Source organism: Paenibacillus fonticola DSM 21315, from assembly GCF_000381905.1.
Lineage (GTDB): Bacteria > Bacillota > Bacilli > Paenibacillales > Paenibacillaceae > Fontibacillus > Fontibacillus fonticola.
Window position 1 is genome coordinate 188,225 of record NZ_KB907247.1, and the last position, 20,652, is coordinate 208,876.

Here is a 20,652-nt window from a genome sequence, read left to right on the forward strand (position 1 = left end):
ACAACTTGCAGCGTTAACATGAAAATCAGAGCCCAGGATACGGGTGGAAAATAGCAACCTCTCTGCCGGAATCACCGGAGGAGAGGTTGCTGTATTTGCTTGTCATCATCGGGAGTTTTATGGATCACTCATCCCCGTCATCCCCGTCGTAGCCATTCAGCACATCGATGCCGGGAACGGCGTCCAGGTCAGGGGCTGCTGGATCTATGGGACTGTTCGCGGCGATTTCATCGGCATCGGGCACATCTGGAAAATTGCCGTTATCACCCAAATCGTCCGCCTGCCCGCTTGTATGGGAATCATCCTCGCTAAGCGCTTGGGTTATGCGTGTATCATGCGGGAGCAAATCGTCGCCGGGAATGTCATTCTCCGGCCGGTATTCTCTCAATACTTGGTATCGCTTATACGCATGATCAGCGGCTTCGGTCTTCGGATATTTGAAGTGTTCGGAATGTTCTGGATGTTCAGCCAAGGGGAATCCCTCCTCATTATTTTTTTGCAAATTTAAAGCTGAAATGTTTTGAAGTCTTAAATGGAGTTTACCCTGAATACCGGCATTCAAACGGAAAAAATTATAGAATGGATTCGTTCAAGCCAAAAAGCATAAAACTACCAAAATAAAAAAATAATTGACACTCCAACTTGAACTGCCCTATTATATGTTCGGAAAGCGCTTTACAAAATATTCCGAAAGTCGAGGGGGGAATATCGAGGCAAGGACAGCTTCGTGTATTAGCAGCATTGATGACGATGTCTAGTCAATCCAAGTTCAGCGGTGTGTAACTTTTTTCTGCGGGATTGCTGGCAAAAATACCGAAACCGGTTTCGAAATCGAGCATTACCCGAGGTTATTCAATAGGTATACCTGGCCGGGAGCAGGCCAACTGCAGCAATGCCAGCGGGGAATTGACCCGAGCGGAAGCCGTGTACCGCGGCCTAACCGTGCTGTTCGGGACTCACGGAGGCAGCGCAGCGCAGGAGCAAGTTATATTCAAGGTATTGGGGTCTTGAATATAAAGATGCGGCGTACGGCTTTGCAGCTTTATCGGCGGGGCATTTCATTAACGGCTATGAGGATGGCACGTTCAAGTCCGAACGTCCAGCCACCCGGGGAGAGCCGATGTCTATGCCCGATAGGCTCGTGAAGCCTGCATCCATCAAAAAAAGGATACACACCTGGACAAGTAAGTGGAAATCGGTCATTAATCAGTCAGATACAGCAACCAAAAGCCGGGCAGGTGTCGGGGAACCTGTGTTTCGCCAAAGGAATTGGGGAAGGCGAATCCCGGATCGATCAAGTGGACATCAAAAGGGCTGTCTGATTATCATCGCCATGTTGCCTTGACGGAGAACTAAAATGTAGAATCACAAAAAACCGGGACGCCATCTGGCGTTCCGGTTAACTTTTTCCGGGAGGCGCGTATTTCTCGAATGAATGAATTAGAACATCGGAAATACGTATTTTACGAGGAAGTACAGAAAGCCAAAGAACAAAATGATGTATGCCGCATATTTAATAAACGTCGAAGCAACCATGCTTGGCTCGGATTTTTGCTGAATGTCTCTTCTTTCTACGTCTACGTTACTCACCTCATTACGTTCACGAGGCTCATACATGGATTTTACCTCCTTATTCTCTTAAATTCGAAATCGGGAAGCATTTTGCTGCTTGTGTAATTTTTAAACGTCAGGCCAGAGGTTGAAACAAATGCAGTTCCCACATTTATAGTTGACTTGATGCGGCTTGGACGACTACAATTTGCTTGACCCTGTATAAAAACAGCTCGGATGAATGTACCAGGAGATGAGTAAACGATTTGACTACGATTTATGATATTGCCAAGTTAACCGGCTTCTCGCCGACCACGGTGTCCAAGGTGTTCAACGGCTATACCGACGTTAGCGAGAGGACGCGCCGTAAAATCCTCCAAGCGGCACAGCAGCTGGATTATGTTCCGAACGCCCATGCCCGTTCGCTGACGACCAAGCGTTCCTGGACGATCGGCGTGCTGTTCAATGAATCGTCAGGAGCCGGAATTTTGCACCCTTATTTCGGCGGCGTCATTGAAGGTTTCAAGAAGGTGGCTACCTCGAAAGGCTACGATCTGATGTTCATTACAAAGGATATCGGAGGCAGGCCCAGCGGGTATCTGGAGCATTGCAAAATACGCGGGGTTGACGGCATCGTCGTGATTTTGCCGGACTATGCCGACCCTTATTTCCGCGAGCTGATTGAGGCGGATATTCCTTGCGTTCTGCTGGATTCCGATTCGGATCATGCCAGCACGATCTATTCCGACAATATTATGGGCAGCGAGATTGCTGTCGACTATTTATATTCGCTCGGACATCGCTCCATCGCCCATATTGGCGGCGGGCATTCCTTTGCCGGCGAGAAGCGCATGCAAGGCTTCATCGAAGCGATGCAGCGGAGGGAATTGTCGCCTAGGCCGGAGTTCATCGTGCAAGGCAGCTATGACTTTACCGTCGAAAGCGGACGGAAGGCGATGGAACAGCTGCTCCAATTGCAGGGCCGCCCTACGGCCGTATTCGCGGCCGGGGATAATCTTGCTGTCGGCGCGATGATTGCGATGAGGGAGCAGGGGATATCCGTTCCCGAAGACATTTCTGTCATCGGATTTGATGATATTGAAATGGCGAAATATTTGACGCCCGCCCTGACAACGATCCGCCAGAACACATATGGACTTGGCAGCAGGGCCGCTAACATGTTAATCTATTCGATAGAAGGACATAAAGAATTACAGCGAGATATGCTTCCGGTCGAACTGGTTGTACGCGGTTCATGCCGTCCCTTGTAGGTAGCCTGCTTCTTGGGACGGCTTGTTTTTTTCGATAAATCGAAACCGGTTTCGAAGCTTTGGTGGCGGGGAAATATGTTATGAACCGATGGATTGAAAACAAAATGATTTATGGAGGTAGTAGTATGTCTAATTATTCATTTGATCAGAACTCATTCGTCATTAAGCAGTTCGATAAGGCCAAGCCTTTCTCCAGCTTTCTTCCTGGTCTGGCAGGCCTGAAGGGGATTCCGATGTGGACGTTCTATGTCAACCGCGGCCAGGCGGTATGCAGCTTCGGTATTCGCGACAAGAAGAGCCCGATTGTGGAGTTCTCTCCAGCAAGCATTACGTACCAATCGGTATCATCCAAAGGCTTCAGAACCTTTATTAAGCGGGAAGGCGCCAAGGGAATCTATGAGCCGTTTCAAAGCGCGGCTCCGGATGCCGGAGCTGAGCGGAAAATGGTTGTTTTACCGAACGAGATCGGGATCGAGGAAGTAAACAAAGAGCAGGGGATTGGAATTAAGGTGACTTATTTCCAAGTGCCGAACGACGACTATGCCGCTCTGGTGCGAAAAGTCGAGATCACCAATATTTCCGGGGAGCCGATGCAGCTAGAGGTGCTGGACGGCCTGCCGGAAATTCTGCCTTACGGCGTAGAGAATGCCGGATATAAGGAAGCCGGGAACCTGCTTAGGAGCTGGATGGAAGTGTACAATTGGGACAACAACATTCCCTACTATCGCGTACGTTCTAGCACGAGCGACAGCGCGGAAGTGAGCGAGGTGCAAAGCGGCCACTTCTATCTTTCGTTCGGCCAGGACGGCAAAATCGTCAAGCCGATCGTCGACTTCCAGATCATCTTTGGCGACAATACGTCCCTGGCATTTCCGGACCGTTTTGCCGAGCGCTCTCTCGCCGAGCTGACGGTGGAGCAGCAGTATTGCACGAACAAAGTACCTTGCGGTTTTACGGGAGTATCTGTGCAATTGGCAGCTGGCGAGACGACTACGCTATATACTTTGGTCGGACATATCGATAGCGTTGAGCGTTTGAATGAGAAAGCTCCGACGATTGCCACTCCGGCCTATATTGCCGCGAAGCAGGCGGAAGCCGCCCAATTGACGGAGGAACTGACCGAAGATATCGCGACCCGGACGTCTTCGCCGCTTTTTGATGCGTACTGCCGCCAAAGCTATATGGATAACTTTCTCCGCGGTGGTTATCCGTTCTTGTTCGAGAACGGCCGAGATGGGTTCGTCATTCACTTGTACTCCCGCAAGCACGGGGATTTAGAGCGCGATTACAATTTCTTCTCGATTGCGCCAGAATATTATTCCCAAGGGAACGGGAACTTCCGCGACGCGAACCAGAATCGCAGAAACGACATTTACTTCAATCCGCGGGTAGGCACGTTTAATATCGTAACGTTCTTCAGCTTGATCCAGGCGGACGGCTACAACCCGCTTGGCGTAGAGGGAACAAGCTTTACGGTGCCGGAGCAGCAAGCAGCCGGGCTGGGGGTGTGGGTGAAGACTTCGGTATCGAACACGCAGATCGCCGAGAAGCTGCAGGCCCTTTGTCTGGGCAAATTCACGCCGGGTAAAGTCATCTCCATGCTGGCGGACAAGAACGCAGGTTTGTTGCGCAGCGAGGAGGAGATTCTAACGGGAATTCTGTCTCTGGCGGAGCAGAATATCGAAGCCGCTTTTAGCGAAGGGTACTGGTCGGACCATTGGACGTACAATATGGATCTCGTTGACGGATACCTGGATATTTTCCCCGATCGCAAAGAGATATTGCTGTTCGGGGAGGAGGTATATACGTTCTTCGACAGTCCGGCACGAGTGCTCCCTCGAAGCGAGAAATATGTCATCAACGGAACAAAAGTACGCCAATACGGAGCGCTGGTGCATGATGAGGAGAAGATGAAGAGATTCGGCCTGTCCCTTAACGATACGAACTGGCTGAAAACGAAGCATGGAGCGGGCGAGATATTCCGCACGAACCTGTTCGTTAAACTGATCTCGTTGTCGCTAAACAAATTCGCGACGCTTGACCCCTATGGCATGGGCGTGGAAATGGAAGGCGACAAGCCAGGCTGGAACGATGCGATGAACGGCCTGCCAGGATTGTTCGGCTCCGGAATGAGCGAGACGTTCGAGCTGAAACGGATCGTGAACCTGGTGATCGGGGCAAGCGAAATATACGGCGAGCGGCAGGTAGAGCTTCCAGCAGAGATGCATCAGCTGCTTGAGCGGGTAAGCTTGTTAATGGAGCGCCAATACGCCGGGGAGCTTGAACAGTTCGATTATTGGGACCAAGTGGCTGCCGCTCGCGAGCAGTACCGCGACGAGATTCGCTTCGGAATCAGCGGTGAGTTGAAGCAGATTTCTTTAAGCGAGGCTGGGCGTATTTACAAGCAAATGCTGGACAAGATCGACCGAGGCATCGAGCGGGCTATTCAACTGGGTGATGGCCTGACACCGACATATTTCGTCTTCGAAGCGGTGGAATACGAGCCGGTTACGGATGCGCAGGGCAAACCTGTTATTAGCGGCTATGGTCTGCCGAAGGTTATCGTAAAGAAGTTCGAAGCGAAGCCTTTACCGCACTTCCTTGAGGGGCCGGCCCGCTGGCTGAAGACGATCGGCGACAAGGCGCAAGCTGAGAAAGCGTATGAGCTGATCCGGCAGAGCGATCTGTTCGATAAGGAAATCCAGATGTACAAAACCTCGGTAAGCCTGGATGGCGAATCCCAGGAAATCGGCCGGATTCGTGCGTTTACGCCGGGCTGGCTGGAGCGGGAGTCTGTGTTCCTCCACATGAGCTATAAATATTTGCTGGCGCTGCTGAAGAGCGGGTTGTATGAGCAGTTTTTCGCGGAAATGAAGACGTCCCTGGTTCCGTTCATGGATCCTGCGGTCTACGGCCGCAGCACATTGGAGAACTCGTCGTTTATCGCTACGAGCGTCAACCCTGACCCTCATGTTCACGGCCGTGGTTTTGTAGCCCGCCTGAGCGGATCGACCGCGGAGTTTATCAGCATGTGGATCAAAATGATGATGGGCAGTCAGGTGTTCAGTGTTAAGGACGGCCGTTTGCAGCTTGCCTTTAAGCCGGCGCTGCCAGGCTGGCTGTTCGATGAGCAGGGGGAAGTCGCATTTAAATTTCTTGGGAGCACAAAAGTGACCTACTATAATCCGCGCCGGGCAGACACATTCGGCCCGGGTAGAGCGGCGGTTGAGCGAATTCGGCTAACGAAGATAAATGGCTCTAAAGCCGATACCGCCGGTGATGTCATAAGCGGTGAACTGGCGCATCAAATTCGGAATGGCCTTGTGGCAGCGATCGATATTTATTTAAACTAATTTCTTAGTGTACATGTAATATGCAGTATATTATTGTTTACCAATGTTAGCCTGTGTTGACTCGCCTCTTCTTTAAATACACACTTGAACTACTTTGGTTTTTATAAACCACGATGTGGTGGCGTGTTACGGGTTTCGGGCATGAGCCAAGGGGACTTGACTATAGTCACTGTTCTTCTTGGCTTTTTCGTTGGATTCGCGAGCTCAATTGCAGTTAGCCAATGATGGATGCTGGGGAAAGTGCCTATTCTTTATTCCGCAACATTCGCAACATATTTAATCCCTAAGTACAATTGAATCAGTCAGAATGATGTGATCGGATTGTACTATAAACCTTCCGGGCTAACTGTCGCTTTAAATCTGGAGGGAATGCCATCGGCAGCTGGAATATTCAAGTGTTCTCTTCTATTAAATATTTTGCCAGTTGTTTTAGAATATTCTTTCCCTGGCTGCCTCCTTTAATGATGCCGATGCTGGAATCCATAGTCTTTTACTTTAAATGTGAAGTTGCATGTAATGTTTAATTTCGGATATTCCTCTCTCCAGTTCATTTCCTTCCAGTCTTTGTAGCTCATGCTGTTTCGAACAAAATTCCCAACGCCGAGGCTATCGGCCTTTAACGCTTGAAGTTTCTTAATAATCTGATTCCCTCGTCGGGTCATTTCCTCGGAAACCTTTCGCTCAAATTCTTGCAAATCTCCATGGTTACTAAGGGTTAATTCACCTGGATAATCAACTACCGATGCTTTTACTTTAAGATGGAGCTTGATCTCAGGATTTCCTGGATTTGTTCGTACTAATTTAACCATTCTCTTGCTTTGTAGAGAATCGAAAAAGACTGATACAATCTTGTTGGATTCTTCAGTTAAATTGACAGTGAACTCACCCCTTTTGAAGCTTCTATAGAGGCAAGTAAATATGATCCCTTCTTCTGAATTGATTTCACCAACATACTTGTCATCACGAAATAGCCCGATACCCTGAACAGCAACGCTGTCCGTTTCACTCCTGATAATTGGTGCAATTGGGTCTTGTCCGTCATTGTAATAGTCTCTTAAAAAGGAATAAAGCGTAGTTTTCGGGATGATATGCTCACCTGATTCTTTTGCAATAACCCCGTCGATATATTTTCCCGTTCGGGGAAAAGACTCATAATCTTTGCTGAGTAAGCTTGCAGCATCCCCGTCTACGATGACAATTTTCACTGTTTCGGACACGGTAGGATCTCGGTAATACGTACCAATACTATCCCAGATCCCTTGCTCTGCTTGTGATCGGCCAAATAGAATTAGACGTAATTGTCCACTGACTAACTTCAGATTTGTCTGTCTGGCCAGCTTCATTTGGCCGACCTTATTGCTGATCGCCACCGTCTGCAGAAATTCCCGGCCCTCTTTGATTTCCGGGTTAGCAATCGGTACACTTATTGCAATTTTTAGCTGTCCATCGGGTAACAGGTCTTGCGAGGTAGATTGCACAAACCCGATTTTATCAATAATTCGTTCATCGGAGCCACACCCGCAAAGCAGCACTACAGCTAGGAGTACCCATATTTGATGCCTGTTCAAGTAATTTCACCTCTTATTCTTTGTGTCAGCAGCAAGATAACCAAAAGAACGGGGAGCACAATAGCGATACCTGTTGACAGATACCCTAAATTGCTGGACCAATTCATCACTTCTACGAGTGTATCGGGAATTAGTGCTATGACAAAGACCGCTATAACTAAAAAAAGGGCCAAAAGCTTCTTAGGAGCACGAATCATCGTGTGAGTCGTTTCCAATGCTGCCCATAAATACATACCTGCGGTGATTAAAATAGAAAAAAGGAAGAAACCATAAAATAAATTTTCCGTACCCTGAACAAATGGCAACTGAATATAGGCAAGGATGTTGAGGATGGGAAATTGTATGGTGCTTAAATGCTTATAACCATAAAATCCGAAAGTGATAAAGCAAACATAGATGTATACAATGGAAACCATTGAATTGCTAACTAATAAGGATTTAATCAGCTTGGTCTTCCGGTTAATATAAGGAAAAAACAATAAACCCATCTCAAACCCAATGAAGTTAAAGTATAGATTTGACGCACCAGATACTGACATATGATGATCACGAAAGACAAAGGGGGTTAAACGTGCCCATTCGAAATCTTTGAAGTAATATAGCATTAATAAAAGTAATGGAACCGTTAGCCAGTAGAAGATTGTAGCGGCTTTTGCAATATTATATATCCCTTTAATAATGAGAAGGAAAAGTAATACATCTACAATGAATTTGAAAATGGTCGGATTCGCAGTGGGGTAAGCTACCATTTGAAATACAATAATATAGTATTTTGCAATCAGGCACCCGGTTGCCGACCAAATCCCGATCAATACCCAATAGAGAGGATATAAAATGAATTTAGGAATGGACTGCTCCAGGATTTTGAATATGGATCTGCCTTGTCCAAGATGGTAAACGATCGCAATTAACAATATATTCAAGGTGGAAAGTAAAAAGGCAATAGGCAGCACCAACCATCCATTGGTACCAAATTGTTCGGCTAACAACCGGGGAAGAGTGAAAATTCCCATACCTACTTGGCTCATATAAATTAGGATGGTTGCATGGAATGGTGAAAGTTTTTCTGTCATGTCCGCCTCTCCTTATTTCTTCATTTTATTCCGGACGGTATTAGGCGACTTGCTTTGTGATGGTCTCTCGATCAAAAATCTGTAAGGAGCAATAATAAATGTGTCCTTCCAATCATTAAGTTTGAATGGGGCGATAGGCGTCAAATAGGATGTTCCCAGACTGGTAAGTCCACTCATGTGTATCACGATAGCCCCGATTCCAGCGACAATTCCAAAATTCCCCCATAATCCTGCCAAAATAATAAGAAAGAAGCGCAGCAGCCGAACTGAGGCACTCATAATATATACCGGGGTCACGAACGAAGCGATGGCAGAAGACGCCACTGCTATGATGAGAATATTACTGGTCAGACCCGCCTGAACGACTGCCTGCCCGATTACGATCCCCCCTACGATACCAATAGTTTGTGCAATCTTAGTAGGTAAACGGGCCCCTGCTTCTCGAAGCAACTCAATTGTAATCTCCAGGAAAAGTGCTTCGTAAAGAGGAGGAAAAGGTACTTTATTTCTGGATTCCGTCAAGGTAATAAGCAAATTCTCTGGAATCATTTCATAATGAAATGTTGTCACAGATACATAGATCGCTGTAAATAAAAGGGTGATAACAAGCGCCAGGAATCTTAATAGTCGAATTGCACTGCCAAGCAGCCAGCGCTGATAATAATCATCGGAAGAGGAAACAAACTCGAAGAAGGAGGCTGGGGCACTGAAGAGGCTCGGGCTCCCATTCAGCATGCCTACAACTCTACCCGCCACGAGCTTTGAGGCGATTGCATCCGGCCGCTCTGTCGTAAGAAATTGCGGGAAAATGGAGTAAGGGGAGTCATCAATATATTGGAGCAGCATGTTAGTATCAAATACGGAGTCCATTTCAACATTAGACACACGGTACTTGATCTTCTCCACAAAATCCATGTTCACCAGATCTTTAATATATAAAAGATAGAAATCTGTTTTAGTTACTTCTCCCACGGATATTTTGACTACTTTTAAATGTGAGCTTTTGACCCTCATTCGGATCAGCGCCAAGTTAATTTCAGCCTGTTCAGCAAAAGCATCATGCGGGCCTGTAATTACACTTTCGGTCTCCGATTGAGATACTGACCGTGATTTATATCCAGCAACATTAATAAGGTAAGCATTCTCCTGGAAAAATAAAGCGGCTTGTCCTGATGCGATTTCGATCACCAATAATTTACTGTCTGTAGTTAGGCTGAAGTTGGGTTGGTCTAATAAACGCGGCAAATCCATTACTTGAATATGCACTAGAGGTTCGACAACATTTCGATAAAGACTGTTCGCATCAATCAGGGAACTACAGTAGAGCAAGTCAATTTGATTGTCTAAATAGGTGTGATGAACAAAATCTGCACAGTCTTCAAATTCGGAAATGACATGTTCTGGGGAAGGCCGATCGGTTGGTTTCTTCTTCATGGAAAAACCCCTTCATGTGTTACTAGTTCAGGAGTTATATTGTGCTTTTTATGGAATTATATACATTTATTATTTACGTCTCTCTCTATATATTGGCGTGTCACCAGAAGAATATAGCACCGGAACGTAAGAATATTTTAAACTTGATCTTGTGGTTATTCAGTGATAAAAAGGAAGTACTTGGTCGCAAGATAATACAATTTATAACAACCAGAGGGCAGTCTTTAATGTTGATATTAGGGGCTGCCCTTATTGTTATCTTGGAACGAAATGACCAGAGGTTAAGACTGAACGAGCAAATCGATGAAAGGGACAAGGGGGAATACCAGGGATTGGAGGGAAATCCGATTGAATTGAGAGGATAGCGGGATGATTCTTATTCTAAAGGTTCCGGTGTCGGAAACAGCCAAAGTGTTTAAAGAGACTTCAATGTTTTATAGAAAGAAAGAACAGAGTCTGATAATGGCGATCAATAATCGGAAGAGCCAAACACCTGTACATCCAAAATTCTATCCGAGGAGGTAAAGCGCCATGAGGACCCGAACGATTCTCATCGTCGATGACGAACCGAGATCGCGAGAAGGTATGAAGAAAATACTTAGGGTATGGGCGGCAGGACAATATGAGATCCTTACGGCAAGCGGCGGAGGGGCCGCTATGCAAATTCTTGAGGAGACTCCCGTGGAACTGATGATAACGGACATACGTATGCCTGAGATCAGTGGTCTTGCTTTAGTTAGCCAACTGAGGAAGAAAAGTATTCAGCGTCAGCCATCTGTTATCCTCGTCTCCGGCCATGCCCAGTTTGAGTACGCCCAGGAAGCGCTTCGTTTGTCCGTAGTGGACTATTTGCTGAAGCCGATCGGCCGGGAAAAGTTGATTGCCTCGGTGGAGGATGCACTAAAGGTCGTGGAAGAGCAGGATGATATCGACTACATGCGGAAGATGACTGATCCGAAATTGATGGCCGTCAGGAATGAGGAAGCAGGATTAAGCGAGCCGATCCGCCAGGCGATGCAATATGTTGAAATGCATATAGAGGAGGCAATTAGCCAGCAAGAAGTCGCTGCGCATGTACATCTGAACGGGAGTTATTTCAGCTCGCTTTTCAAAGAACAATGCCAAATGAATTTTAGCGAATACGTTACCCGCAGAAAATTGCAAAAAGCGAAGGAATTGCTGCTGAAAACAAATTTGACTATAGCAGAAGTTGCACAACGTATCGGCTATCAGAGTGTCAAATATTTTAATAAGCTGTTTAAAGAATACGAAGGAATGAGTCCGGGCCAGTACCGGTCCATGAGGAATGGAATGGTAGCCCACATTCAATAATGGCTCCGCAAAGGGAATTCCTTTAATAGACGTATTCTTTATTGCAACAGCTTGCGGCAGGAATAAAGGAGAATGCGCCAGTAATGGCGGTGAGAAATCTTCTTGAAAGTGGTGAGTCTATGGGAGAACTAGAACAAAATCCAAAAAAAGAGGAAGCATTCCTAAAGATAGGTCCCTTATGTCTTAGTACTATAGGCTCTATAATGTGTATGCGGTTACAAGAAAACAATGAAACAAAAAAAAGGGGAGGCAAAGTATGAAAAAAATGAAGCGTGTTTTAGTCGGACTTTCTTTAATGCTCTTAATGTCAACTGCTCTTGCAGCGTGTGGCGGTGGCGGAAACTCAAAGGAAGCGAGCTCACCAAACAATACAGCCCCAACAACTGACAATGGTTCGGCTTCCAAAGGCGGGGAAAAACCGAAAGTTACTATTAATCTCTGGAGCTTCACGGATGAGATTCCGAACATGACGCAAAAATATTTGGAAACCCATCCTGATGCGAACGTGGAATTCAAAACTACGATTATAGCAACTACCGATGGTGCTTATCAGCCGGCACTTGACCAGGCACTGGCCGGGGGCGGTAAAGATGCCCCGGACATTTATGCGGCTGAAGCTGCGTTCGTGCTCAAATATACACAAGGCGACGCATCCACTTATGCCGCCAATTATGCGGACCTGGGCCTTGACGATCAAATGGTAAAGGATGCGGGCATCGCTCAATATTCCGTTGATATCGGCAGCAAAGACGGCCAACTGAAAGGCCTAGGTTACCAAGCAACAGGCGGAGCCTTTATCTACCGCCGCTCTCTTGCGAAAGATACTTTTGGTACGGACGATCCAGCCACGATCAAAAATGAAATTGGCCCTGGCTGGGATAAATTCTTCGATGCAGCTGCGAAGCTGAAAGCCAAAGGCTACGGTATCGTATCGGGAGACGGCGATATGTGGCATGCCATCGAGAACAGTTCTGACAAGGGTTGGATTGTTGATGGAAAGCTTCATATCGATCCGAAGCGGGAAGAGTTCCTTGATCTTGCCAAGAAGCTGAAAGACAATGGTTATCATAACGATACGCGGGACTGGCAGGAAGCATGGTTTGCAGATATGTCCGGCACTGGCACTCAACCGATATTTGGTTTCTTCGGTCCAGCATGGCTCATCAACTACGTCATGAACGATCAAGTCAAAGATACTAATGGCGACTGGGCTGTTACTGAGCCGCCAACAGGCTTCTTCTGGGGTGGTACATGGCTGCTAGCCAACAATGAGGTGACTAAGGACGAGGCCAAGAAGGCAGCAGTTGCCGACTTTATTAAATGGGTTACGCTGGATACATCTGAGAAAGGCCTTCAATATTTCTGGGCTAACGGTACGATGAAGGACGGCGAGCAAGGTACGAAGGACAGTGTTGCATCCTCCGTCGTAATGTCGAAGTCCAACGGCGAAGTTGAACTGCTCGGCGGACAGAACATGTTTGACGTGTTCGTTCCAGCAAACGCTAATGCTTCAGGTAAAAACCTGACTCAATTCGATGAGTCGATAAATCTGCTCTGGCGCGATCAAGTACGTGAGTACACCTCAGGCAACAAAGACCGTGAAAGTGCAATTAAAACCTTCAAACAGCAGGTCAAAGACCAGCTTGACATTGATAGCGAATAAGAAGAAGCGCAAGGGGCGGGGGAGTTCCCCCGCCCCTTCATATCAACTAGTGAGGTGAGAGCATGCGCCGCAAGGTTGTCAACTATTCGAGATTTGGTTATTATTTTACCTTTCCGTTTGTGGTTGCATTTCTAATTTTCTCTTTGTATCCCATTTTATACACCTTAGTTATCGGGTTCACAGACATGAAAGGATTAATTCCAAAACCAATCCAAATTCTCGATAATCCATTTCAGAACTTCAAAGATCTTATTTTTGATAATCCCTCGTTCAGGAAGTCTCTGTTCAACACGGGCCTGCTCTGGATTGTCAACTTCATCCCTCAGATTGTTCTCGCGCTTTTGCTTACGGCATGGTTCACGAATCAGCGCCTTAAAATAAAGGGACAAGGTGCATTTAAGGTTCTGTTCTATATGCCTAATATTATTACTGCAAGTACGATCGCCATACTTTTCAGCACGATGTTTGCCTATCCGATGGGCCCTATCAACAGTTTGTTTCAGTCGCTGGGATTGTCCGATGCTCCGATCTATTTCCTTCAGGATAAGACGACAGTGCGCGGCATTGTGTCATTCATCCAGTTCTGGATGTGGTACGGCAACACATTGATCATCCTTATTGCAGGCGTTATGGGCATAAATCCCGCTCTATTCGAGTCTGCGTCAATCGACGGTGCGAACGGATTTCAAACCTTCTTCCGCATTACACTGCCGAGTCTGCGTACAATATTGCTGTTCACGCTGATTACATCGATGGTCGGCGGTTTAACGATGTTCGATATTCCACAGTTGTTCCTTTTGGGCGGGCCAGACGATTCCACGCTTACCACGACCATGTTCATCTATGGGCAAGCGTTTAAGGGCAGCTATTTATATAATCGCGCTGCAGCGGCGAGTATGATCCTGTTTGCGATCGCGGCGTTCCTGTCTGCAATACTGTTCTACGTAATGCGCGACCGTGATGCGGCAAAGTTGAAGAAAGCGGAAAAGGAATATAGAAAGTCTGCCCGTGCAGCAGTAGAGAGAGAGGTGTAATACATGGAAAATACTCAGAGAAGCGGAACCGCCGGTTTAAAGATTACCAGGGCAATTATCTATATTGTCTGTATTTTTCTGGCGATCCTCAGCATCTTTCCGTTTTGGATCATGTTTGTAAACGCCACACGTTCTACAGCTGAAATCCAAAGCGGTCTTTCGCTGATTCCTTCCACTCACTTAATAAGCAACTTGCAAGTGCTGCTCGGCAAGAGCTTCGATCCTATTCAAGGATTCCTGAATTCGTTCATTATCTCCAGTTCGGCAACCATCTTAACGGTCTACTTCTCGTCCTTGGCGGCTTATGGGCTAGTGACCTATAATTGGAAACTGCGCAACGCATTCTTTACTTTCATCTTGTGCGTGATGATGATTCCTGCTCAGGCAAGTGCGATCGGATTCTATCAGTTTATGTATAAACTGCAGTGGACGAACAACTTCCTTCCGCTGATACTGCCTGCAATTGCGGCGCCGGCGGTGGTGTTCTTCATGCGCCAATATTTGCTGGCAACGCTGTCGATAGAAATCGTGGAAGCAGCGCGCGTAGACGGATCGGGTGAATTTAAAACATTCAACCGAATCATCCTGCCGTTGATGATACCGGCAGTGGCGACGCAGGCTATCTTTGCCTTTGTAGGCAACTGGAACAACCTGTTTATGCCGCTCATTTTGCTGACCAAGAAAGAGCTGTATACGATGCCGATCATGGTAAGTTTGCTCCGCGGTGACATATACAAGTTGGAGTTCGGCACAATCTACCTGGGGCTGGCCTTGACGGCTTTACCACTGTTTATCGTTTACTTCCTGTTATCTCGGTATATTATTGCAGGGGTAGCATTGGGAGGCGTGAAAGAATAACTCAGTCACATTCGTATTCGAAGATGGAGCTAAATGTGGCGTAAGGTGATTAACTCGGGGCCTGCTTGGTTGGCCGTGACCCTACGCTGCATATAACATTTTGTTGTGTTTGAATAGATTTTATAAACGATCGCTACATTTTGTAAGTTTGTAGGATTACAAACACTTTACAAAATGAGCGATTTTTTTCTTGCTTCTTTTGAATAATCAGCATACGTGGTTTTATGAGGAAAGGTCCGACGGAGCACCCGGGCAAGATGCCTTCTATTCTGAATGTACATAGGAGGCATTGTTGTCTTCGGAACGATGGAGCCGCTTCTGAAGGGAGATGAAAGCGGTGTCATCTTCGTCTCTCAAGCTCGCTCTAAAGTCTCTCAAGGAGCTCGTTGCGGCAATCTCTTATACCCGTACTAAATTGATAATATGGATACGTGGGTTCTTACGATTCATGATCAGAAGATGGAACGGTTCGAATTGCGTCTATCCCCGGAAGTAAAGTCATGGTATATTAACACTTTGGAGCAGTTGTATCCAAAGCTTTTGAACAGCTTTAAAGCGGTGGCAGCAAAGCTGTTGCAGAATTACGGGATTACGGCCGGGATGGGCGAAGGACGGGAAAAGTCTCGACATGTTACTCCCCTGTTTCCAAATAAAGTCTGCCGGAGTTTCTTTGAAACGTTATCCAGCACCTTGGGCCGAAATATTGCCGGAGGAAATTACGTTGAAAGTTGACTACCTGTCATTCTTTTTTTAACCGAAAAGTGGCGAAAAAATGACGAGTTCGAATTGCAAGAAGTGTTAACTGCAAATGACAATATATGATGAAAAATTTTGTGTATTTCCAGAATATTGAAGGCTTAAGCGAGAGAATATCGAATAATATATGAGAATAATAAAAATATTTTTTATTTTTACTTGGCAGGGGTGCTGAAATGAAAGGTTTATTCAAAGCCATAGCCATCTTTTGTGGACTATTGTTTGTTGCTTACTGTGCGTATTTGCTAGAGAGCTCCGGCGGCAAGGAAACGATCGAGCGGACGATAAATGAATGGGAAATTGCGTGGACGAATGAATTTGATACGAATATGACTGAGCAAGAACTGGAGAAGCTACAAGGTTGGACGATGACTTCAACGAGTACCCCCGCATCCGAAAGACCAAAGGGTTCAACCTCACAATGGATCAAAATTAAGCTGCCGGAGCTTAGGCCAGGCTTGTCGACAATTCTTATTGATAAAATTTATGGCAAGCATATCGTAGTGATTTTAAACGGGATGAAAATTTATGAGTCAGAGCGTAATTATACGTATGAGATTAATAGTCTGCTACTGCCGCTCGATCATGTAGATTCAAATAAAGACCTTTATATCGGAGTTTCCTCGCGAAACAGAATAGGGATCCCGGATGAAATTCAGATCGGTGCTTATCAGGAACTGATCCAAAAATATGTCAAGGGCAACATCGCCGAATTTATATTAGGGAGTACTTTGATATTTATTGCAATAATTATGCTCGCCTGTACTATATTTCTTAGGTCGGACAATTTGACTATATGGTTGTCGCTATGCGGTGTATTTCTTTCTAGCGGAGTTATCGTTATTACGTATTCCTCCTTTTTATACTGGTTATTTGAAGATATAGGAAAATTATATGCAACTTTATTCGATGCCGCGCTCTTTGTGCTCTTGCCTACATTTACATTTTTCTTTGAGAAAGTGTTTGGTGCAGGCTACTATTCTATAATTCGGAGATTTAGAAACTTTCAAATATATTATTCAACATTTTGCTTTCTCGTTCTCATAATGAATGAGGCTACCTCCAGCCAATATTTAACTTTTTACAGCTTTATTACCTCTCAGCTGCTTGGATATATTATGATCGTACAATTTTTGCTGCTTCTTAGTGTGACGACAGTTTATACTATTCAGAAAAATAAGGATGCTGTTATATTTACGATAGGCTTTTTAATTTTTGCGGGGCTGGGACTAGGAGAGCTGATTTGGTTTTATTCACAGAATTCTTACTATGATTTATATTTATGGAAATGGGGCGTCGTCAGCTTCTTAATCTCACTTATCATTATTCTCGGAAGAAGATTTGCGGAAAATCATGAGCAGGTCGTGGAATATTCCAAACAGCTGGAAATGTTCAACAATGAATTGCAGCGTTCCGAGAAGATGGAAATCATCAGTGAGATGGCTGCTTCAGTAGCCCATGAAGTGAGAAATCCATTGCAAGTGACCCGAGGATTTCTTCAGTTGTTGGCAGAGAAACAACAAAACTCGGATAAGGTTTATTTGAATATGGCTCTGGACGAGCTTGATCGCGCCTCGAACATCATTACCGATTTCCTTACTTTTGCTAAACCGGAGGTAGGTAAAGTAACCACCCTCAATTTGCTGGAAGAGTTTATACATATAGAAGGTATACTAGTACCTATGGCTAATCTTCAGGGAGGTAAAATCAACGTAAATATTCCTAACAATTTATTCATTAAGGGAAATTCTTCGAAGTTCAAGCAGGCGATTATCAACATTATTAAGAATAGTATCGAATCCCTCCAAGGTGAGGGCGATATTCAGGTGTGGGCTTATAAAGATAATGATTCGGTTTTTGTTCATATTAAGGATAACGGTGAAGGCATGGATTCCGATGTATTGGCGCGTTTGGGAGAACCCTATTTCTCCAACAAAACGAAGGGGACAGGGTTAGGTCTGATGGTTACGTTCCGAATTATCGAAGTGATGCAAGGGGAAGTCAAATTCTTAAGTGAAAAAGGAGTTGGTACCGAAGCAATTATTCGCTTCCCGTCAAAAGAGCCTTGATGGGAAGCTTTTTTATTTATATTGTCTGATTTCACCGGCTGTGCTTACCTGGGAGGAGGGCTTCCTGATATGAAGTAGATGGCGCCTCTCTCGCATTCATGATCGGGAACAGTTAAGGAGCGGCTTAGCTAAAGGGATTAACAAAAGGGTCCCCATAATTTAAAAAGCCGTTTCTGCACTACGTTCAGTGCGGAAACGGCTTTGATGATTGCTTAGTATTTCTGCTTGTCCAATCGCAAGAGTAGTCCAGGATTGATAAGGGATTCGCTGGACCGGCGGTCAGGCAGCAGAGCAATTGATGTTGGAGAGCTTACATCCATGCAACATTTGGTTTAATGTCACTCTTAATTACGTCTGACGGATTTGGAGGAAGTACTAAATAAAACTCATCGGAGTTTTCCTCAACTGTCTTAACTTTGATGTGATCTGGAATTATAACCCCCAGCGCCTCCTGTATTGCTGCTTTTGGATCGGCTAACAGCTTGGCCTTAAAGCTAGGATCTTGCCATGCTTTCTGGATTACTTGCGTTTGAAGGAGAGCTCCTGATGTTGTCATAAAGATCACCCTTTCTCAGAAAAAATGGTTTATGATTCTTACATATTATAACATTAATCGAAGTAAAAAGCTAGGAATTTGACAATGCCTGCGCCAGCCAGTGTTCTAGCCCCCCTTTTTCCAGAAAATTCTTTTGTTGTTCAATCTGATCTGCGGCTTGCTGAACATTTTGAAGGAGGTATTCATGGAAGTCATAAAGGTGCGGGGCGTACGGGCGGACGTTTGCAAGCAGGTCGTGATGAGCCTTAGCTATTTCTGCATATTCTAGTAAAATGCCTTGAGTAAATATAGCTTGTCTTATCTCATCCGGTGTCGGCCGGCGATGATCCGGCAATTGCTGCTTGGCATGAATGAGTGAGACGAGGCAATTATAGCTGCCTTCTTTAAGATCCTTCTCCCAATCCATCCAGTCATCCAGCATTTGCAGTGTTATAAGGACGGTATCCACGCTATCTTCGAGCAAGGTAATCATCTGATCCTGGTTAGTTAACAAGCAAATGGATGTCACAGACAGCTTAACAGGAGAAGCTTTGTGAGCAACACGAACCGGACTTTCCAGGAAAAAGTCGCTGCTGTTCTCATGCGTTACCGCGTTGGCCCATTCGGCTACATATTTTTTGAAATAAAGCCAGAAGGGAGAAGAGGCGGGAAAATACTCTCTGTAAATGTTTAAAAATTCGAAATGAATCAGGTCGGCAAGAGGGAGCTGAAGTTTAACCTTTGCCTCAGGGTTATCCATCAGGTCATCAATGAGATGATAATGCATCATCCCAAAAATGTTCGCGGCAGCTATACGACGGCAATGGTAAGCGGATAAGCCAGAGCTTTCCTGCAGCCAAAAAGGGAGCAGATAGCAAATGTAATTTTTGGCGCGATTTTCCTTCATTACGTGGAAATGGTCAAGGAAATCTTGAGCTGGTTGCCTAAAGGAAGGGGGGAAGGCGGATAAGCATTTGTCTGCTTCAGCGAAAGCTTGCTGCAAATCGTCTTCATAATTAGAAAGCCATTGCAAATTTAACACCTCTCATCATAATTTAAGCCCGGCACACCAAAATAATTATCGTTAGGCAAGGAAGACGAGAGTAATCCGGTTGCTATAATTATAGATTAAATGAATCTTCTGCAAATTACAAATCTGACAGTTTTGGCCCAGAGTATGAAAATTGCTTGAATAAAATTGAAGAGCATCCCTAAAGATGCTCTCAGTTCAAAGCCTATTTTATTTCAAGGCTAAAATTTTTATTTTATGGCCACGATGCGAATCCGTTTATAGTCCGCGAACCAGTTGTTGTCTTTAAAAAGCTTGGGCCTGGCGACGGCGCATATGCGATCGAAAGCTTCCGTCTTCTGCAAATCCGTGAAACCGTGGAAGAAATCATCCGCTGCCAATCCATTAAGCCAATGATGCAGACCGCGCTCTCCATCTTCCAGTAAGGTAGGGCGATCGAAGTGAACGGCGTAGGTTACCCGGAAGCCTTGTTTTTCCAGCATGGAGCTGTATTGACCGATGCTTGGAAAAAACCAGGGATTGCGAGCTGCTCCATCGATTCCATAATATTCGGATAGCACCTCACAAATACTGTCCACAATCGTGTCGATATTTCCTTTGCCGCCAAATTCAGCGACAAACCGCCCGCCTGTTCGAAGAGCATCCCACACGCAGGCTATGACTTTGTCGGCATTCTGGATCCAATGCAGGGCCGCATTGGAGAATACAGCATCTACTGGCCGAGCCAAGGAAAAGTCCGCTGCATTTCCAACCATAAAGGCCAACTGCGGGTATTTCAGCTTGGCCTGTTCAATCATAGACGGGGAGTAATCGATTCCAAACACCTTCGCGCCGGACTGCTGAATTTCGTAGCCTAAATCCCCGGTTCCGCAACCGAGATCCAAAATTTCCTCTCCCGGCTGCGCATGAAGCAAATTGACAAGATCCTTCCCGTAACTTGAAACAAACCCCAGCTTTTGATCATACAGTTCAGGCTTCCAAGCGTGCGTAGATTCCATAAATATTCCTCCTAATAGGAAATGATAGCACTGTTTCAGTAGCTTTCTCTATTTTGGCATATAATTGAAAATGGATTAAATATATAATTCGAATATCATTGATAGGTTTTTCCTATTAGGCGATCTG

17 protein-coding genes are annotated in these 20,652 nt (G+C 45.6%); 9 read left to right on the forward strand and 8 right to left on the reverse strand.

Translation table 11 applies throughout. The features are described from left to right. Positions 1-124 precede the first annotated feature (124 nt). Positions 125-472, reverse strand: a complete 348-nt coding sequence (locus G358_RS29425) for a hypothetical protein (protein ID WP_019635974.1) — start codon at positions 470-472, stop codon at positions 125-127. Between the two features lie 326 nt (positions 473-798). On the opposite strand from G358_RS29425, the gene G358_RS32875 reads away from it, so the two are divergent. Then, positions 799-1,011 (forward strand): hypothetical protein, encoded by a 213-nt coding sequence (locus tag G358_RS32875; RefSeq protein WP_157274253.1) that lies wholly within the window; start codon positions 799-801, stop codon positions 1,009-1,011. Between the two features lie 429 nt (positions 1,012-1,440). Here the strand turns inward: G358_RS32875 and G358_RS33400 are convergent, their stop codons facing one another. Continuing rightward, positions 1,441-1,617, reverse strand: coding sequence for a hypothetical protein (locus G358_RS33400; RefSeq protein ID WP_019635976.1), 177 nt, complete (start codon positions 1,615-1,617; stop codon positions 1,441-1,443). A 200-nt stretch (positions 1,618-1,817) separates the two neighbouring features. Here G358_RS33400 and G358_RS0104345 point away from each other — a divergent pair, with 200 nt between their 5' ends. Next, positions 1,818-2,822 (forward strand): LacI family DNA-binding transcriptional regulator, encoded by a 1,005-nt coding sequence (locus G358_RS0104345; RefSeq protein ID WP_019635977.1) that lies wholly within the window; start codon positions 1,818-1,820, stop codon positions 2,820-2,822. Between the two features lie 125 nt (positions 2,823-2,947). Beyond that, positions 2,948-6,175 carry a hypothetical protein gene (locus G358_RS0104350; RefSeq protein ID WP_019635978.1) on the forward strand — a complete coding sequence of 1,076 codons (3,228 nt, stop codon included), beginning with the start codon at positions 2,948-2,950 and terminating at the stop codon, positions 6,173-6,175. Positions 6,176-6,633: 458 nt separating this feature from the next. On the opposite strand, the gene G358_RS0104355 is transcribed toward G358_RS0104350, so the two are convergent. The 3 genes from G358_RS0104355 to G358_RS0104365 are packed head-to-tail and all read right to left on the reverse strand — an operon-like array spanning position 6,634 to position 10,250. After that, positions 6,634-7,743 (reverse strand): Ger(x)C family spore germination protein, encoded by a 1,110-nt coding sequence (locus G358_RS0104355; RefSeq protein WP_019635979.1) that lies wholly within the window; start codon positions 7,741-7,743, stop codon positions 6,634-6,636. Then, entirely contained in the window at positions 7,740-8,816 is a 1,077-nt protein-coding gene (locus tag G358_RS0104360) for a GerAB/ArcD/ProY family transporter (RefSeq protein ID WP_019635980.1), read from the reverse strand. The genes G358_RS0104355 and G358_RS0104360 overlap by 4 nt, the downstream gene beginning before the upstream one ends. Before the next feature lie 12 nt (positions 8,817-8,828). Further along, positions 8,829-10,250 (reverse strand): spore germination protein, encoded by a 1,422-nt coding sequence (locus G358_RS0104365; RefSeq protein WP_019635981.1) that lies wholly within the window; start codon positions 10,248-10,250, stop codon positions 8,829-8,831. Positions 10,251-10,781: 531 nt separating this feature from the next. Here G358_RS0104365 and G358_RS0104380 point away from each other — a divergent pair. From G358_RS0104380 to G358_RS0104410, 6 genes are all read left to right on the forward strand, one after another. Next, a complete protein-coding gene (locus G358_RS0104380; RefSeq protein ID WP_019635984.1) occupies positions 10,782-11,582 on the forward strand; it encodes a response regulator transcription factor in 801 nt (266 codons plus the stop codon). Positions 11,583-11,665: 83 nt separating this feature from the next. Beyond that, positions 11,666-11,842 carry a hypothetical protein gene (locus G358_RS32880; RefSeq protein WP_019635985.1) on the forward strand — a complete coding sequence of 59 codons (177 nt, stop codon included), beginning with the start codon at positions 11,666-11,668 and terminating at the stop codon, positions 11,840-11,842. 206 nt (positions 11,843-12,048) lie between these two features. Continuing rightward, positions 12,049-13,245, forward strand: a complete 1,197-nt coding sequence (locus G358_RS0104390) for an ABC transporter substrate-binding protein (protein WP_240479933.1) — start codon at positions 12,049-12,051, stop codon at positions 13,243-13,245. Between the two features lie 62 nt (positions 13,246-13,307). Further along, a complete protein-coding gene (locus tag G358_RS0104395; protein ID WP_019635987.1) occupies positions 13,308-14,279 on the forward strand; it encodes a carbohydrate ABC transporter permease in 972 nt (323 codons plus the stop codon). 3 nt (positions 14,280-14,282) lie between these two features. Further along, positions 14,283-15,137, forward strand: coding sequence for a carbohydrate ABC transporter permease (locus G358_RS0104400; RefSeq protein ID WP_019635988.1), 855 nt, complete (start codon positions 14,283-14,285; stop codon positions 15,135-15,137). A 932-nt stretch (positions 15,138-16,069) separates the two neighbouring features. Beyond that, on the forward strand, positions 16,070-17,962 hold the full coding sequence (locus G358_RS0104410) for a sensor histidine kinase (RefSeq protein WP_019635990.1): 1,893 nt from the start codon (positions 16,070-16,072) through the stop codon (positions 17,960-17,962). Positions 17,963-18,272: 310 nt separating this feature from the next. Here G358_RS0104410 and G358_RS0104415 read toward each other — a convergent pair whose 3' ends face one another. The 3 genes from G358_RS0104415 to G358_RS0104425 all read right to left on the reverse strand — a co-directional run bounded on the left by G358_RS0104415 (position 18,273) and on the right by G358_RS0104425 (position 20,525). Beyond that, positions 18,273-18,518: an NHLP leader peptide family RiPP precursor gene (locus G358_RS0104415; RefSeq protein WP_019635991.1), complete on the reverse strand. Its 246-nt coding sequence runs from the start codon at positions 18,516-18,518 to the stop codon at positions 18,273-18,275. Positions 18,519-18,588: 70 nt separating this feature from the next. After that, on the reverse strand, positions 18,589-19,539 hold the full coding sequence (locus tag G358_RS0104420) for a hypothetical protein (RefSeq protein ID WP_420836043.1): 951 nt from the start codon (positions 19,537-19,539) through the stop codon (positions 18,589-18,591). Positions 19,540-19,757: 218 nt separating this feature from the next. Further along, on the reverse strand, positions 19,758-20,525 hold the full coding sequence (locus tag G358_RS0104425) for a class I SAM-dependent methyltransferase (protein ID WP_019635993.1): 768 nt from the start codon (positions 20,523-20,525) through the stop codon (positions 19,758-19,760). Positions 20,526-20,652 lie beyond the last annotated feature (127 nt).